Source organism: Nonomuraea salmonea (assembly GCF_042428605.1).
Classification (GTDB): Bacteria; Actinomycetota; Actinomycetes; order Streptosporangiales; family Streptosporangiaceae; genus Nonomuraea; species Nonomuraea salmonea.
This window is the reverse complement of record NZ_JBHMCF010000014.1, coordinates 57,212-73,528: the sequence shown is the minus strand read 5'-3', so window position 1 is coordinate 73,528 and position 16,317 is coordinate 57,212. Positions and strand designations below refer to the sequence as shown.

Below are 16,317 nucleotides of genomic sequence, written 5' to 3'. Positions count from 1 at the left end.
ACGACCAAAGAGCTTCTGTTCCGGGCTTGACCTTGCCCCAAGGGCAAGGTTCGACGATGCTCCGCATGAACGACAACGCACTGCACACCGTCGAGGCCCGGATCCGCCAGCAGGCCGCCGCCTTCTGCGAGTCCGGCAACGTGCCCGGGTTCGTCGCCGGCGTCCACCACGCCGGCGAGCAGACCGTCGTCGCCCACGGCACCGCGAACGTCGCCACCGGCGCGCCGATGCGCGAAGACACCGGGTTCCTGCTCGGCTCCGTCACCAAGGTCCTGACCACCACCCTGGTCCTGCGGCAGGTCGACCGTGGGCTGCTGGACCTCGACACGCCGGTGGTGACGTACCTTCCCGAGTTCGCTCTGACCGTCCCAGGTGCGGCGGACAAGATCCTGGTCCGGCACCTGATCTCGCACACCAACGGCATCGACGCGGACCTGTTCTTCCCCCACGACAAGGGGCGCGACGCGCTGAAGAGCTACGTCAACGGGCTCGCGAGCAGCTGCGGCAGCCTGTTCGAACCCGGCGAGCAGCTCAGCTACTCCAACGGCGGCATGATCGTCGCAGGCCGCCTGCTGGAAGTGGTGACCGGCACGCCGTTCCACGACCTGCTCGCACGCGAGATCTACGCACCCGTCGGCATGAAGGACTCCAGCACCTCAGCCGAGCAGGCCATCCTGCGCAGCACGGCCATCGGCCACTTCCCGGACCCCGAGACCATGGCGGCCAAGCCCACCGGCATGTTCATGCTGCCCGACACCTGGGGGCCGGCCGGCAGCACACCGATCGGCACGATCGCCGACCTGCTCGCCTTCGGACGTACTCACCTGGCGGGCGGAGTGTCCCCTTCCGGCACGCGCGTCCTGTCGGCAGCGTCGACCGCGCTGATGCAGCAGGTGTCGCACGACATGCAGACCCCGAACGTCCCCCCGATGGGCCTGGGCTGGGTGCGCTACCCGTTCGGCGACACCGCCGTCCTGGCCATGTCCGGCGCGTCGCCCGGCGGCGTGTCCATCCTGTGCGTCGTACCCGAACACGACCTGGTCTTCACCGCCTACGGCAACACCCCAGGGGCGATCATGCTGCAGGACCAGATCCTGCAATGGCTGCTGAGCGAGCACCTCGGCGTCCAGATCCCCACGCTGGTCACCGCGGCCGGGCAGGACGTCGACCTCACCCCCTACGCCGGCACCTACCGCTCCGACCAGCTCCGCATCGACGTCAGCATCGTCGACGGCCAGCTCGAGGAGCGGACGACCTACGAACCGGCGGACGCATCGCAGGAGCGGATCTTCACCGAGTTCGCCGGCGGCACGACCTCCGCCCCGCCGCAGCGCTACGTGCCGATCCGGCCCGGCCTCTTCGCGCCCGCCGGATACCCGCCGGAGAGCTTCGACGGATACCTGCGGCTGCTGCTCGTCTCCTACCACGACATCCGCGACGGCCAGGCACGCTTCCGCAACGGCGGCGGCCGCCTGGCCCGACGAGCCTGACCGTCGCGAACGAACTGACCGCCAAGTGGAAGGATGTCCAGCATGCTCACGATCGGGCAGCTCGCGGACTACGCCGGAGTGACCACCAAAGCCATCCGCCACTATCACGAGCGCGGCCTGCTCGCCGAGCCCGGCCGCGACTCCTCCGGCTACCGGCGCTACACCGCGAAAGATGCCATCGACCTCGTCAAGATCAGGACCCTGGCCGATGCGGGCGTGCCATTGACCCGTATCAGAGACCTTCTTGACGCCGACCAGGACACGCTCACGGCAGCCATCGCCGAGATCGACCACGACCTCCAGGACCGCATCGCCCAGCTGGGGCGAACCCGCGATCACCTCGCCCAGCTGCGCGGCGGCGACCGGCTTTTCGTCGCCCCGGAGGTCGCCGACCATCTCGACGACCTGCGACGGCTCGGCGTCAGCGAACGCCAGATCAACCTGGAACGCGACGGCTGGATCCTCATGCGAACCGCCTCACCCGAGGACGCCTCCCTATGGATCGCCGAAAAGCGCGAACTCATGGCCGATCCCGAGTTCCGCGCCCTCTACCTCGAACACGACGCCGCCTACGACTGGCCGCCGGACGACCCGCGCCTCCCCGCCCTCGCGGACCGTACCCGGAACTGGTTCACCGACCACCACAGCCGATCCGAGACCCGCCCCGTCGCCAACCCGGCCATCGCCCGGCTGGCCGCGCAATCCCAACCCGGAGCCTCATCGCCGGCATGGGACCGTCTCGCCCGGCTCATGGAAGGCCAGCCGCTCGAACGTCACTGAAGACCTTGCTCGGACCGCTGCTCCCACGCGCTTGAGGCGGTGGTGAGGATCACCCGATCGCCCGGCCGGAGGCGGTTAGCCTCGACCTGCACGAGGAAGACCTTGCTCCGCCCCACCCAGCGGACCGGCTGGACACCCGGCCCCATCGCCGGCCGCGTCAACGCCGCGCCGCCCCTTCTCGCTCACGCCCGCGCCGTCTTGCTCGCGCTGTCACAGCCGACCGAGGCTGGAAAGCAGGGCTTCTCGCGTTACCGGTGCAAGGGAATCCCTCCTGCGTTTTTGCGACACTGTGATGGTGCGGGAGCGGAAGGTGGCGGCCGACGCCATTCATGAGCGGCTCGCGGAGGCCCAGGCGGGACGTGGCGGGGCGGTGTTCGTCCACGGGGACGCCGGGATGGGGAAGAGCTGGCTGCTCGGCGGAATCGCCGACGCCGGGTTCCACGTCGGACGCGCCCACGGCTCGCCCATCGCGTCGGGGATCCCCTTCGAGGTGATGACCCAGGCCCTGGCGGCTCTCGGCGTCGGCGACCAGCCGACCGACACCCTGGCGGGCCGGTGCCACCGCATGTGGCAGGCCCTGGAGTCGTGGTCGGGCGATCCTGTGGTGCTGGTCGTCGACGATCTCCACTGGGCCGACGCCGACTCGCTCACGCTGCTGGCGTTCCTGTGCCGCCGCCTGGCCGCCTCCCGGGTAGCGGTCGTGGCGGCCCTGCGGGCGTGGCCGCCCGCCGCTCTGGACCTCGCGCGGGACCTGGAGGAGAGCGGGTGCGCGCGTACGGTTGAGCTCGAACCCCTGGGTGAGCGGTCCTCCGCCGCCTTCCTCGCCCTGCGGACCGGCCACGAGCTGCCGGCCCGGACGGCTCGCACAGTATGGGCGATGTGCGCGGGCAACCCGCTGCTGCTCGACCACGCCGCGCGGCTGCTCGCCGACGGCGCGGACCTGGGCTCGCTGGAGACGCGATCGCCCGATCTCGCGGGCCGTGAGCTGCTGGTCCGGCGGTTCGTCGGGGCGACGACCGAGGCGATGCGCTGCGCGCGGGCGGGCAGCGTCCTGGGGCTGTCGTTCGATCCAGGGGCGGCGATGGAGCTGGCAGGCCTGGACACCGAGGCGGGCGACGACACCGTCGCGGGTCTCCAGCGGGAGCGCCTCCTGCGGGAGGCTCCCGGCGGGCGGGTCGAGTTCGTCCATCCGCTGTTCCAGCAGATCCTCTACGAGGAGATGCCGACCTCGACTCGCTTACGGCTGCACGCGCTGGCGTTCGCCCTGCTGATGCGGCGGGGGTCGCGGGCCGAGGCGGCCGAGCACGCGCTGCGCGGAAACCTGGCCGGCGACCGGCATGCCGTCGCCGCGCTGGAACGGGTCGGCCGCGACGCACTGGCCGCCGGAGCGACCGAGACGGCCGCGCGCTACCTGGCGGGCGCCCATCGCCTGGCCGGCGACCACGCCGACCCGGAGCTGGGGCTGGCCGCAGGCCAGGCCCTCATGGCGGTCGGCCGGGCCGCTGAGGCGGTCGCGCTGCTCGGGGCCGTCTCCCGCCATCCCGCCGCCGACGTGGAAACCGCCGCGCAGGCCGCCTGGATGGCAGGCCGCGCCGGTTTCCTCACCGGCGACCATCGACAGGCCGAACGCGACCTCGACCGGGCCGCCGAACTGGCCGCCGAGCGAGCCCCTTCGATCGCCGTCGAGGCGCTGCTCGACCACGCCAACTTCCAGCACCTGATCCACGGAAGCCGGGCGCTCCCCTTCGCCGCCCGGGCCCGGGACCACGCCCGGGAACATGCGGCCGGCGTCGGCGCGGCCCTGCGCCGGAAGGTCGCCTCCGCGCACGGCTACATCGCCTACCTCGGCGCCGACCTGGCCGGACTCGACGAGGTCGTGCGGGCGGCCCGGGAGATCGAGGACGACCCGGAGGCCCAGCTGACCGACGTGCAGGGCACCTGGGGGGCGCTGAGCAACCACGCCTTCGCCGCGAAGTGGGCCGAGCGCTTCGACGAGTGCGAGCAGGCGTTCACCCGGGTGATCGCCGCCGCCGAGCGCGCCGGGGCGATCGGCACCCTGAGCATGCTGTACGCCTCCCGCGCCGAGTTCATGGTGCGCGTCGGCCGGCTCCGCGAGGCCTTCGCGAGCGTGGAGCAGGCCCGGGCCGTCAAGGATCTGGCCCCGATCTCGGAGCGCTACGTGGCCGCCGCCCAGACCTGGCTCCTGCTGCTGTCGGGCGACTTGGAGGAGTGCGAGCGACGCTGCGCCCAGGTCGAGCGCAGCGCGTCGAACCTGAGTGACGTCGGCACCCTGATCGTCGTCTGGTACGTCCGGGGCCGCCGCGCCCTCCACGAGGGCGACCTCGCCACGGCCTGCGCGCAGTTCGACCTGCTCGACGAGACGACCCAGCGGGTCGGCATCTTCGAACCGTGCCTGGTCCCCTTCGCACGGGACGCCGCCGTGGCGTACACGAGAATCGGACGGCGCGAGTCAGCAGAGCGGCTGGTCGCGCGGCTCGAAGCGGTCTCGGAATCGCTGCCCTGCGTCTGGCCGCGGATCGCGGCCGCGACCGGGCGGGCCCTCCTGGCCGACGACCCCGCCGTGACGGAGGCCGAGTTCGCGACGGCCCTCGCCCTGCACGACACCACCGACCAGCCCTTCGAGAAGGTGGAGACCCAGCTCCTCTACGGCGCCTGGCTGCGCCGGACCGGCCGGCCCGCGCGGGCCAGGCCGATGCTCGCCGACGCAGCGGCCACGGCCGCCCAAGCCGGGGCACGGTGGCTGGCCGCACGGGCGCACGAGGAACTCCGCCGCGCCGACGGCCGGCGCCGTACCACTGACCCCCAGGCGCTGACCCCTGCCGAGACCAGGACCGCGACCCTGGCCGCCCAGGGACTCACCAACGCCGAGATCGCCGAACGGCTGTCGATCACCGTCAGAACCGTGGAGACTCACCTGAGCAGGGTGTACACGAAGCTGCGAATGTCCCGCCGCGACCTCATTCGGCGTGGTGTGGCGCCCTAAACATCCGTGGTTCCCCCGATGCCCGCATGAGCGGCCCAATCCGATCCTGGGTGTACCGAACTCACCCGTTGATCCGGCAGGCCCCTTCAGGCGCTGATCGAATTCGCGAATCCATCTCGCGCGGTACGCACCTGCGTCTGGCACCAATCTCAAGGAGAAACATGGAGAAAGACAGCAGCGGATCGATGCCCCGCCGAAGCATGATCAGAACGGGCACGGCCGCCGGGCTCGGAGCCATCGGCCTGGCCGGGGTGACCGCGAGGCCGGCCTCGGCCGATCCAGCGCCCCTCTCCAGCGGTCTGTCGCAGAAGCCTCCCCCCAACTGGAAACTCCCCGGCGAACAGATCACCTTCCAACCGGCCGACTTCGACGTTCTGGACCTGACCCTGCATGTCGTCCCCGAACTCAGGATCTGCGCCTTGGCGGTGAAGCTGGCGGAGAAGAACGGCGTCGTCTATCCCATCACGAGTCACGCGACCATCGCCCGCCTGCTGCCCGGCAAGAAGTTCAGCGCCGCCGGGCATCACATCACCGCCGCGGCGATAAGCCGATACGTCCCCCAAGAGTTCTTTCCCATCAACCACCCGGGCGAGTTGGCGGAGCGGCTCTACATGGCGCTGCTGCGGTGCCGCGCCGAAAGCTCGGCGCTGATGGCGCGGCGGTCCACGCCGGCCAGTGCGACACCGACGCCGGAGCAGTGATTCCGATGACGACCACCCAGTACGCACTCTGCGACCCATCCATATGGACGGCGCTGTACAACGGCCCGAGCTTCGGGGCCATGAACCTCACCCACCGGCCGGGCGACGGGCTCGTGACCGTCGAATGGCGCCGGTACGGCGCGGACCCGCCGTTCTATGCCAATGGCACCGTGCACAACCTCAGCGGCACGACGACCATCTGGCACGGGGTGCCGACGGCGTACGTCCGGATCGAGGTCAGACCGATCGGACGTTTCGCCTACCTCATGGTCGCGTGAACGGGACGCCCGAGTGCTCGTACCCCGGGAAACCGGGGCCGCCCACTACCGGCGCGCGCCGGTGGTCGTCCAGCTCGGCGGGACTGTGAGAACAACGGCTCTGGCTCTTATCCGGCTCTGGCTCGTAATCGGTGGTGGCGCTCCGCACGAGAATGGGCGTGACCGCCGAGACGGTCACGCCCACCTTCTCACTCCGGGGTCAGCTCAGTGGCCGCCACGGGCCGTGCGGGTTGCCCGGCTCCTGGTCGCGGGTCCACCACGTGGCCTCGTACCGCTTCCCGTCGTGCTCCGCCACCTCACCGGCGACGAAGATGCGGCTCGCGGTCCAGACGGCGGTGCCGTCGGCGGTCGTGGCGATCTCCTGCCACGGCCCGTACGGGTCGCCGGGCTTCTGGTTCCGCGTCCACCACGACGCCCGCCAGACGGCGCCGCGGTAGGTCACTTCGTGCCCCGCCGTGTAGACCGTCTCGGCGTCCCACCCGGGCGGCGACGGCGTCGCGTCCACGGTGAAGGTGCGGACGGCGCTGCGGGTCACGTGGCCCGCGGCGTCGCGCAGCTCGGCGTACCACTCGTAGGAGCCGCCGCCCTCGAGCCCGTTCAGCACCACCGAGACCTGCTCGGCGCCGACCGCGGTGCGCACGTCCCCGACCTGCCGGCGCGCGCCGGCCGCGGCGGTGAGCGCCTTGGCCGTGAGGGTCCGCTTCGTGGTGCCGCCGAGGTCGATCTCCAGGGCGAAGTTCTCCGAGTCCGCGCCGTGGAAGCCGGGGATCGCGCCCGCCGGCACGTTGTGGTGCCAGTTGCCGTCGGACGTGGCCTTGCCCAGCAGGGGCGACCAGGTGTTGAAGTAGATCAGGTCGTTCTCGGCGTCGACGCTGATGTGCTTGAGGTACTCCTGGCCGCCGTACACGCGCGACTGGTAGTCGGTCAGCACGCCGTAGACGCGGTTGCCGCCCGCCGTCTGCCGCCAGGCGACGCCGGTGCCGGCGATGTGGCCGCCGAGCACCAGCTTGACGTTCGGGTACGGATCGATCAGCGCCTGGGTGACGTTGCCGTTGGACCAGCCGTTGACGCCCTGGTTCACCGAGTTGTGGTTGGCCAGGATCACCGCGTGGTCCGGGTGGGCCTCGATGACCTTCCTGCCCCAGGCCAGCCCGGCGTCATCGGCGTTGTCGGCGGAGAAGAAGCCGACGGTGAGCAGCAGCAGCTTCGCCCCGTCGATCTCGGCCGTGTAGTAGTAGTTGTCGATGCCGTCGCTGCCGCCGAACGTCCAGGGGCTGCCTTCGAGGCTCTTCTCGAAGCGCTCCATGGGGAAGTACTTCGGCAGCATGACGCGGCCGTTGCGGGCATCGGAGTAGTCGTGGTTGCCCCACGAGATCATGTAGGGCAGTTTCGCGTCCTCCAGAGCCCGCGCCGACGGCTCGGCGTTGACCCACTGATACTCCTGCGACAGGTACTCGCGGTTGACCCAGTCACCCGACTGCAGCACCAGTTTGGTCTTGCGCGCCTTCGCGACCTCGGCGACGTACTCGAACTGGTGCGTCATGAGGTCCGGGGTCGCCTGCGCGTACAGCTGGGAGTCCGGCACGTGGTCGAACGCCCAGTCGTAGCGGTCGGCGGTGGGCATCGACTCGATGTCGTCACCCTCCTGGCCGGGCATCGCGGTCAGGCCGCGCCAGACCAGCAGGTGCAGCCGCCCGCCTGACACGACGTTCTCGCCGGCGCGGGCGGTCACGTCGAGCTGGATCTCCGCGCCGGACGGGTCGGAGCCGGTGTCCTTCAGGATCCAGCGGCCGGCCGTGTGGTCGTACACGTGGGCCGAGATCGTGCGCTCGTCGCCCGAGCCCGTCCAGGTCAGGTGGAACTCCTGCTGCGCCGCCTGCTCGGCGGTCAGGGAGATCTCGTAGATCTGGTACGGGTTCTCGTTCGTGCCCTCGGTCGTCGGCAGCAGCTGCTCGCTGACGGTGCCGCTGTCCGGCTTCAGCGCGTCGGGCACCCGGTCAGGGGTGGTCCCGGTGCGTACCACGACGTTGGAGCCGGTCAGCGGGATGGTCGGGCCGGCGTGGAACGTGGCCTCCACCCGCTCGCGGTCCTTCGTCCGCGGTGTCGCGCTCAGCGTGACGCCCGGGTTCTGCCCGGTCGCCGACTCGGCGTCGTCGCCGACCTGCGGGGAGGCGGGCGCCACGGTGTCCTTGACCGTGACCGGCACCTCGACCGGGGTGGCGACGTCGCGCCCGCCGGTGCCGGGCTTGCCCGGCTTGCCGGCGGCGGCCGTCACCGTGAGCGTCTGCTCGCCGCTCTCGTTCACCGGCACGGGGACCGTGAACGGCCCGGCGTCGACCTGCTGGGTGAGCACCTTCTTGCCGGCCACCCGCGCGGTGAGCACGGCGCGCCGGCTGACGGTGCCGGTCACCTCGACCAGCCCGGCCTCCAGCGAGCTGCCCGCCCGCGGGGTGCCGACCATCAGCGTCAGGCGCTCGTCCGCGCGCTCGACCCGCTCGCCGAAGCTCACGGCGTCGCCGAACAGGTTCGCGTACCGGAAGGACTCGAAGGCCGGCGTGAACGCCACGCCCGCGATCTGCACCTCGTCCACCAGGCCGTGGAACGGCGTCCGCAGGGTGCCGTCGTCGGTGGAGACGTCGCCGATCGTCGTCTGCACGGCCGGGTCGGAGAACGTGCTGCGGTACTCGACCATCTGGCTGTGCACCTCGCGGCCGTCCACGAACACCGAGTACGTCATGCCGTCGTAGGTCTGGGTGACCAGGTGCGGCTTGCCGTTGGCGGGGAAGTCGAAGCGGTGGCTCAGGTCGACGTCGCCGAACTCGAAGCTGTTGCCCGCCAGGCGCGTGCCGACCTGCTTGTCGGCCGGTCGCACGCCCTGCCAGAAGGTGAGCTGCCCGTCACCGGTCGCGCTCTCCTTCGCGATCACGGGAGCCGCCGCGCCCAGCGCGGCCAGGTCCTCCTCGGTGACGGAGTACACGCCGCTGATCGCGATGCGGTCGTGGCCGCCGCCGACGTCGCCCGGGTACTGCAGGCGCGAACCCGCGAACCGGGTCTGGCCGGTGCCCCGCTCGGAGGCGTCGCCGGTCAGGGCGTCGCCGACCACGAGGCCGGTCTGCCGGCCCGTGGAGTCGGTACGGCTCTCGCCGCTCGCGGTGGCGCCGGCGAAGTGCTCGACCAGCGAGTACTGCTCGCCCCACACGTCCGTGGGGTCGTTGTCCGGAGCGCCGCCGCCGAAGTAGGCCCACAGCTGGCGCGCCGACTCGGCGGGCAGGCTCGGCACCCGGACCCACACGGTCGAGGTGCCGCCCGGCTGCCAGGTCTCCACCTCGTGCGGCAGGGGCGCGCCGTCGGCGCCGAAGAAGGCCAGCTCGTCCCGCTCGACGCCGGGCGTGGACGGGATGCGCAGCTGCACCGGCGTACCGGTGAAGTCCGAGGCGGTGTCGTTGCGCACGGTGACCACCTGGCGGGCGGTCGCGCCGGCGTCGGCCCAGGCCACGGTCTTGCCGTCCGTGGAGAGGAGGCCGCCCAGCTCGCGCAGCCGCCGCTCGGCCTCCTCCAGGCGCTTCAGCCCGGTCAGGGCGCCGCGCTGCGCCTCGGTGAGGGCGTTGACGGCGGCGCGCGCGGCGGTCACCGCCTCGGCGTCCGCAAGCTTGACGTCCTGCGGCAGTTTGCCGAGCCGAGCGTCGACCGGCGCGATGGCGCGGTCGATGCCGAAGCCCTCGAACAGGCGCGGCACGCCGCGCTCGCGGATGTCGTAGACGTTCACCGTGAGGCGGTCGGCGGTGACGTTGATCGCCGTGAAGTTCTCGCCCGCCTGCTCACCGGTGCGGTCGAACAGCCGCAGGTACGGCTCCAGCTCCACCCCCTGCGGATTGGTCGCCTGCGTGTAGTGCTTGGCCCCGGCGGTGTTCGGCAGGAAGTAGATGGTGCCCTTGGGGTCCACCGCGTACTCGACGCGCTTCCCGTTCCGCACTTCGGTGATCTTGGTGGTCTCGACGGGACGGGCGCCCTGGACCCCGCCGGGGTCGGCGGCCAGCACCTTGGACCGGCTCATCACGTGGTCGTGGCCCTGCAACACCAGGTCGATGTCCAGCTCGTCGATCACCGGCACGAGCGTGCGGCGCATCGCCATGACGTCGCCGTCGTCCAGGTGGTTCGCCGTGGTGTAGGTGCCCTTGTGCATGACCAGGACCAGCCACGTGGCGCCGGCGTCGCGGGCGGCCTCGGCGTCGGCCTTCAGCCAGTCGAGCTGCTTGCCGGAGATGCCCTCGGCGCCGCCCTCGTTGGTGTTGAGCACCATGAAGTGCGCGCGGTTGTAGGTGTAGGAGTAGTACACGCCGGCGGAGCGGTCCTGGTCCTGCGGGCCCTCCAGCGTGAAGTGGTCGGCGAACGCGTTCTTGTGCGCGTCGTGGTTGCCCGGCGCCGGCGCGAACGTGGTCTTCAGCAGGCTCGGGCGGGCGGAGTCGAGCAGGTCCTTCCAGTCCTGCTCCCGGTCGCCCGCCTCGACGACGTCGCCGTTGTGCATGACGAACTCGGCGTCGGGCACGTGCTTGAGCGCCTTGGCGATGGTCTGCGCCGACAGCTCCGCCTCGGCCAGGTTCTGCGACTGCGTGTCGGTCAGGTCGATGAACGTGAAGTCCTCCTGTCCGCCCTTCGCCGTGACGAACGTGCCGGTCGCGCTCCACACCTGCTGCTCCGCGTCGCCCACGCGGTAGTAGTAGGTGGTGCCGGGCTTGAGGTCGCGGGCGACGGCGCGGAAGAAGCTCTCCCCGTCCTCGCTGTCCTCGCGCTGCGCCTCGACCGTCACCGTGGCCGAGCCCTCGGGAAACTCGCGGTCCGTGCTCAGCACGGCGGCGCCGCTGGTGTCCAGCGTCGAGTACCAGGTGAAGGCGCGCTGCGTGCCCGGGTCGCCGTAGAAGGTGGTGGCAATGCGGTTCGGGGCCTCGGCCGAGGAGACGTACTTCGGCACGGGGTGGCCGGCCTGGGCGTCCCAGCTCCACTTCTCGGCGAAGTCCCAGCCGAGCGCGGTGTAGGTGGCCTGGCGCGCGAGCGCCTCGGCCGCGGTGTCGGTCCCGTGCTGGTTCTTGGTGCCGGGGCCGGTGACCGGGTCGCCGCCGATGGTGATGGCGCCGCTGGCGAGGTTGCTCTGCGCGGTCCAGCCCGCGTAGCCCGTGTAGCCGACGATGCGGCCGGCGAAACCGTCGATCTTGCCCTGGTAGGCGATCGTGCCGGAGAGCGCGACGTTGCCCGTGTACGAGCTGCCCGAGCCGGGGTTGCCCGGGTAGGCCACGACGTGCGCGGCGTCGATGCCCCGGGTGCCGTTCGCGCCGCCGTCGGCGGCCACGGTGAGGTCCGCCTCGACGAGGTTGTCGCGGATCGACACGCCGTTGTTCGCGTACGACACGAGGCCCGCGGGCATCTTGTCCGCGCTGACCGTGGCGCGTACCCAGTTGTCGCTGACCGAGCCGCCGCGCAGCTCCGCGACCAGGCCCGCCACCTTCTCGGCACTCGTGGCCGTGAGCTTGGCGTCGAGCACGGTGTTGCCCGTCAGGGTCGCGTCCGTGGCGACGACGGCCAGGCCGGCCACGAACCCGGCGCGCGTGCCGCCGTCGGCCGTGACGCCCGCCAGGGTGAGGCCGCGGATGGTGCCGCCGTCGAGCCGGCGCACCAGGCCGAGCCGGTCGGCCTCGCCGCCGGCGCTCTCCTGCGGGCCGTACACCAGGCCGCTGATCGTGTGCCCGGCGCCGTCCAGCACGCCCTCGAAGCGGTTGATGCCGCCGAACGGCTGACGCCCGGCGAAGTCGAGGTCGGCGGTCAGCACGAAGTGCTTGTCGCCGGTGTAGCGGGCGTTGCCCGCGTTGAGCTGGGCGGTGAGATGCTCCAGGTCCTCGGGGGAGCCGATCTCGTAGGGCTGCTCCGCGGTGCCGCTGCCGAACAGCGCTTGGGTGTACTGCGGCACCGGGTGGCCCGCAGCGTCGTCCCAGCGCCAGGCGTTGGTGAAGTCCCAGCCCAGGCCCTCGTACGTGGTCCGCTGCGCCAGCTGCTCGGCCGTGGCGTCCGTGCCGTGCTGGTTCTTGGCGCCGGGGCCGGTGACCGGCTGCCCGGCGATGGTGATCGCGGCGTTGGCCAGGTTGTTCTCGGCCGTCCAGCCGTCGTAGCCGGTGTAGCCGATGACGCGGCCCACGAACCCGTCGGCCCTGCCCTGGTAGGCGATCGAGCCGGACAGCGCGACGTTGCCGGTGAAGGCGGAGCCGTTGGGCGTGCCCGGGTAGCCGACGATGAGGCCCGCGTCGATGCCGCGCGTGCCGCCGTCACCGCCCGGGGCGGCCACCGTCAGGTCGGCCGCCGCCAGGTTGTGCCGGACCTGGGAGTTCTGGTTGACGTACGCGGCGATGCCGGCGGGCATCTTGGCCGCGCTCAGGGAGCCGGTGACGAGGTTGTCGTCGATGGTCCCGTTGTGCAGCTCGGCGGCGATACCGCCGACCTTCTCGGCGCTGGTCGCCGTGAGCTGCGCGTTCTTCACGGAGGTGCCCGTGATGGTGGCGTTGGTGGCGATGACGGCGACGGTGCCGATCCAGCCGTTGGTGCTCGTGCCCGCGTCGGCGCGCACGCCGTCGAGGGTGAGGTCGCGGATCGTGCCGCCGTCGAGCCGGCGCACCAGGCCCAGGCGGTCGGCCTCGCCGCCCGCCGACTCCTCCCGTACGAGGGTCAGATCGCTGATCGTGTGACCCGCGCCCTCGAACGTTCCGGTGAAGGTGTTGATGCCCCCGAACGTGCCTCCGCCGAAGGTGATGTCGGCGGTCAGCCGGTAGGCCGCGCCGCCGTAGCCGCCCGGGTCCCCGTTGATCGCGCCGGCGACCGTGCGCAGGTCTTCGGCCGTGTCGATCTGGTACGGGTCGCGGGGGGTGCCGCCGCCGTCGATTCCGGGCAGCGGGTCCGCCGCGTGGGCCACTGCCGGTAATCCGGCCCCGATGGTGAGGACGGCGCCGAGCACGGCGGTGACCCGGGCGAGGGCGCGGGTGCGTGACAGGACATGGGATTGCATGCGGGGAGTTCATCGATCATCGATGAATGCGTTCCGGATCGTCGGTGACGCCAGAATGAACATCGCAATCCACTACAAATCTGGTCCTTGGTGGTGTTTCGTACAGGGTGGATTTGCTTGGCCGCCGCTCGAGGAGGATCGGAGATGCCCGCGGCATCGGCACGGAGGGACGGCGGCCGACGGCAGCAGCCACTCGACGGCTCCACCGAAGCCGGGCGCTTCGCTCTGCGATTACGCGAGCTGCGGGCCGGGCGGGGGTTCACCATCCGGCGGCTGGCCGACAAGGCCGGCTACGCGCCCGGCACCCTGTCCAAGGCGGCGTCGGGGGATCAGCTGCCGTCGTGGGCGGTGACGGAGGCGTTCGTCCAGGCGTGCGGGGAGGATCCGGCCGGCTGGCGATCCGACTGGCTGGCCGCCAACGCCGCCTCTCTGAAGGACAGCGAACCCACCGCCCCCGCGGACGAGCCCCCGAGCCGGTGTCCCGCTTGCGGCCGGGGTCGTGCTGCGCGTACGCCGCCGACGCGGTCAGGAGCAGGCCGGCGACCAGCGTGACGGCCGTCTACTGCGGCCTCCTTGGATTCGACAGAGCCGATCTCAAGCGCCGCGACCGCGTGCTGCCAGGCCGGGTCGGCCGTTCCCGCGCATAGGCGATCATCACCGATGCGGGCGTGGCGCGGGCCGGAGGAAGGTGATGACCGCTGGGCGGCCTCGCCCGGCGCCCCCAAAGGAAGGAGCCGGTGCCATGACCACGAACGCTCAGCCCGCCACCCCGTCGATCGCCCACGGGGCCCGGCGCGCCGTCCCCGAGTTCGTCCGCCCGGGTCACCGCCTCATGTGAATCGGCGGCCGGCGCGGGCCCGGATCTTCCGACGAGACATCGACGAACGTCGGCCCGACCACCGAGGCGGAACTCGCGAGCATCCAGCGCGGCACCGCCGAGGACGTCGACGCGGCCCTCCAGGCAGCGCGGCGGGCGTTCACCGACCCGTGCTGGTCCAGCGTCGGCCCCGACCGCCGCGGCCGGAACCTCCCCCAGATCGCCGACATGGGGGGTTATTCCGGCAGCAGGTGTGACACGAGGGTACGCGCCCATTCGGGGGAAAGGGCCTGGTCGGTGAAGACGGCCCGATAGTAGAGGGGGGCGAGCAGGGCCTCTATGGCGCGTTCGACGGTCGGAACCTGGTTGCCCCGCGCCTGTTCCCGTTCGATGATGGCTTCGAGCTGTCGCTGGCGCTCCATGCGGCATACGCCGGCGCCTTCCCCGCCCGTGCCGACGATGGCGCGTACCAGCGCGAGAGTGTCCGGGTCGCTGAGGTCCTTGGCGAGGTCGTAGGCATAGCGTTCCAGGTCCTCGCGGAGGCTTCCGGTGTCGGGGACCACGATATCGCCGGAGAAGCGGCTGGTCGCGACGTCGGCGAGCAACTCGGCGACGGAGCCCCAGCGGCGATAGACGGTTGTTGCGTGCACGCCCGCGCGCGCGGCGATGACGGGGATCGTCATCGCATCGCCGGCCTCGTCGGTGAGTAGGTCCTTGACCGCCTGGTGGACGGCTGCCCGGACCCGGGCCGAGCGGCCTCCGGGCCGACCGTCCGTGCGCGGCGGGGAGCTCTGAGCTGGCATGCCGCCATTATTGCATCGATCGCTGCTTTTAATTCGCAGTCATCACTGCTTTTGTGGTACGTTCGCAGCCACTAACGCAACGATCGCTGCGAGGAAGTCATGTCTGTTGACAGTTCCGGTGCCGTGTCCTCCGGCGCCGCACCGCCCGTCGTTGGTCCGCACCGCCGGCCGTGGAGGGGTGCCTTCTCGTCCGTGGCCGCCATCCTGGTGCTCTTCCTGGCCGCTTCCAGCGCGCCGTCGCCGATCTATGTGATCTACCAGCAGCAGTGGCGGTTCACGGCATGGGTGCTGACCGTGGTCTTCGCTCTCTACGTGTTCGGCCTGCTCGCCTCGTTGCTCGTCGTGGGAGCGCTGTCGGATCATCTCGGCCGTCGGCCGGTGCTCGCCGCGGCGATCGGGCTGGAGGCGGTCGCGCTGGTGTTGTTCCTGGTAGCGAAGGACGTGTTGGTGCTGTCGGCAGCCCGGGTGCTGCAGGGCGTCGCGACCGGGGCGGCGACGACCGCGCTGAGCGCCACCCTGGTCGATCTCGAACCGCGGCAGGCTCGCGTCCGAGCGGGCGTGGTCACGTCGGTGGCGCCTTTGACCGGGCTGGCTCTGGGCGCCGTCGGCAGTGGTGTGCTGGTGGAGTTCGGTCCGGCACCGACCCGGCTGGTCTACGCGCTGCTGCTCGCAGGCATGGCGCTGGCGGCGGTCATCGTCGCCCTCCTGCCGGAGACGTCGCTGCGCCGGCCGGGAGCGCTGGCCTCCCTTCGCCCGCGGGTGGCGATGCCCGCACACCTGCGCGCGGACATCGTCCCGCTGGTGCCGGCGATGATCGCCACCTGGGCGCTGGCCGGCATGTACCTCTCCCTCGGCCCGTCGGTCGCTGTGGAACTGCTGGGGCTGCGCAGCCATCTCATCGGCGGTGTCGTCGTGACGTTGCTGGCGGGCACCGGAGCGTTCGCGGTGGCCCTGCTCCGCTCCCGCCCGGCCTCCTCGCTGCTGGCCCCCGCCGCTGCGCTGCTCGGGGTCGGCACTTTGATCTCGCTCGCCGGGGTGGCGGGCAATCTCGCCTGGCTCGCCGCGGCCGGCACTGTCGTCGCCGGCATCGGTTTCGGCGCGTCGGTGCTGGCCACGTTCGGCACTTTCGCCAGGATCGCCAGGCCACACGAGCGCGGCGCGGTCTTCGCCCTGGCAAACATCATCAACTATTTGGGCAATAGCGTGCCCGCCGTGCTCGGCGGCATCGCCGTCACCGCCCTGGGATTGAGGTCGGCCACCGTGATCTACGCGCTGGCGATCGCGCTGATCACCTTCTCCGCCTTCGTTCTGCGACTCAACCAGCTACGGCTCCAGTGCCGTATAGCCACGGCCCCCTGCGACTGAGGCCCCGGCGAAGGCATCCCGACAATTCTCGGAA

Annotated in this window: 10 protein-coding genes; 8 read left to right on the top strand and 2 right to left on the bottom strand. The window is 71.4% G+C overall.

Annotated features, from left to right (window positions below; all coding sequences use genetic code 11):
- The first annotated feature begins 65 nt into the window (after positions 1-65).
- The 5 genes from ACFFR3_RS19335 (at position 66) to ACFFR3_RS19315 (ending at position 6,253) form a co-directional block, all read left to right on the top strand.
- The gene (locus ACFFR3_RS19335; RefSeq protein WP_379483569.1) at positions 66-1,490 is read left to right on the top strand and encodes a serine hydrolase domain-containing protein; all 1,425 of its coding nucleotides are present in this window, start codon (positions 66-68) and stop codon (positions 1,488-1,490) included.
- 42 nt (positions 1,491-1,532) lie between these two features.
- On the top strand, positions 1,533-2,270 hold the full coding sequence (locus ACFFR3_RS19330; RefSeq protein WP_345408615.1) for a MerR family transcriptional regulator: 738 nt from the start codon (positions 1,533-1,535) through the stop codon (positions 2,268-2,270).
- Between the two features lie 292 nt (positions 2,271-2,562).
- On the top strand, positions 2,563-5,274 hold the full coding sequence (locus tag ACFFR3_RS19325) for a helix-turn-helix transcriptional regulator (protein WP_379483568.1): 2,712 nt from the start codon (positions 2,563-2,565) through the stop codon (positions 5,272-5,274).
- 161 nt (positions 5,275-5,435) lie between these two features.
- Positions 5,436-5,975, top strand: a complete 540-nt coding sequence (locus tag ACFFR3_RS19320; RefSeq protein WP_364385335.1) for a hypothetical protein — start codon at positions 5,436-5,438, stop codon at positions 5,973-5,975.
- A 5-nt stretch (positions 5,976-5,980) separates the two neighbouring features.
- Positions 5,981-6,253: a hypothetical protein gene (locus tag ACFFR3_RS19315; RefSeq protein ID WP_379483567.1), complete on the top strand. Its 273-nt coding sequence runs from the start codon at positions 5,981-5,983 to the stop codon at positions 6,251-6,253.
- Between the two features lie 199 nt (positions 6,254-6,452).
- Here the strand turns inward: ACFFR3_RS19315 and ACFFR3_RS19310 are convergent, their stop codons facing one another.
- Positions 6,453-13,298, bottom strand: coding sequence for a DUF2341 domain-containing protein (locus tag ACFFR3_RS19310; protein ID WP_379483566.1), 6,846 nt, complete (start codon positions 13,296-13,298; stop codon positions 6,453-6,455).
- Positions 13,299-13,442: 144 nt separating this feature from the next.
- On the opposite strand from ACFFR3_RS19310, the gene ACFFR3_RS19305 reads away from it, so the two are divergent.
- Positions 13,443-13,850, top strand: coding sequence for a helix-turn-helix domain-containing protein (locus ACFFR3_RS19305; protein ID WP_364385343.1), 408 nt, complete (start codon positions 13,443-13,445; stop codon positions 13,848-13,850).
- A 286-nt stretch (positions 13,851-14,136) separates the two neighbouring features.
- The gene (locus tag ACFFR3_RS19300) at positions 14,137-14,430 is read left to right on the top strand and encodes an aldehyde dehydrogenase family protein (protein ID WP_364385388.1); all 294 of its coding nucleotides are present in this window, start codon (positions 14,137-14,139) and stop codon (positions 14,428-14,430) included.
- Here the strand turns inward: ACFFR3_RS19300 and ACFFR3_RS19295 are convergent.
- Complete coding sequence (locus tag ACFFR3_RS19295; protein ID WP_364385346.1) at positions 14,352-14,918, bottom strand: TetR/AcrR family transcriptional regulator; 567 nt, start codon at positions 14,916-14,918, stop codon at positions 14,352-14,354. The genes ACFFR3_RS19300 and ACFFR3_RS19295 overlap by 79 nt on opposite strands.
- A 192-nt stretch (positions 14,919-15,110) precedes the next feature.
- Here ACFFR3_RS19295 and ACFFR3_RS19290 point away from each other — a divergent pair, with 192 nt between their 5' ends.
- Positions 15,111-16,283 carry an MFS transporter gene (locus tag ACFFR3_RS19290; RefSeq protein WP_345408601.1) on the top strand — a complete coding sequence of 391 codons (1,173 nt, stop codon included), beginning with the start codon at positions 15,111-15,113 and terminating at the stop codon, positions 16,281-16,283.
- Positions 16,284-16,317 lie beyond the last annotated feature (34 nt).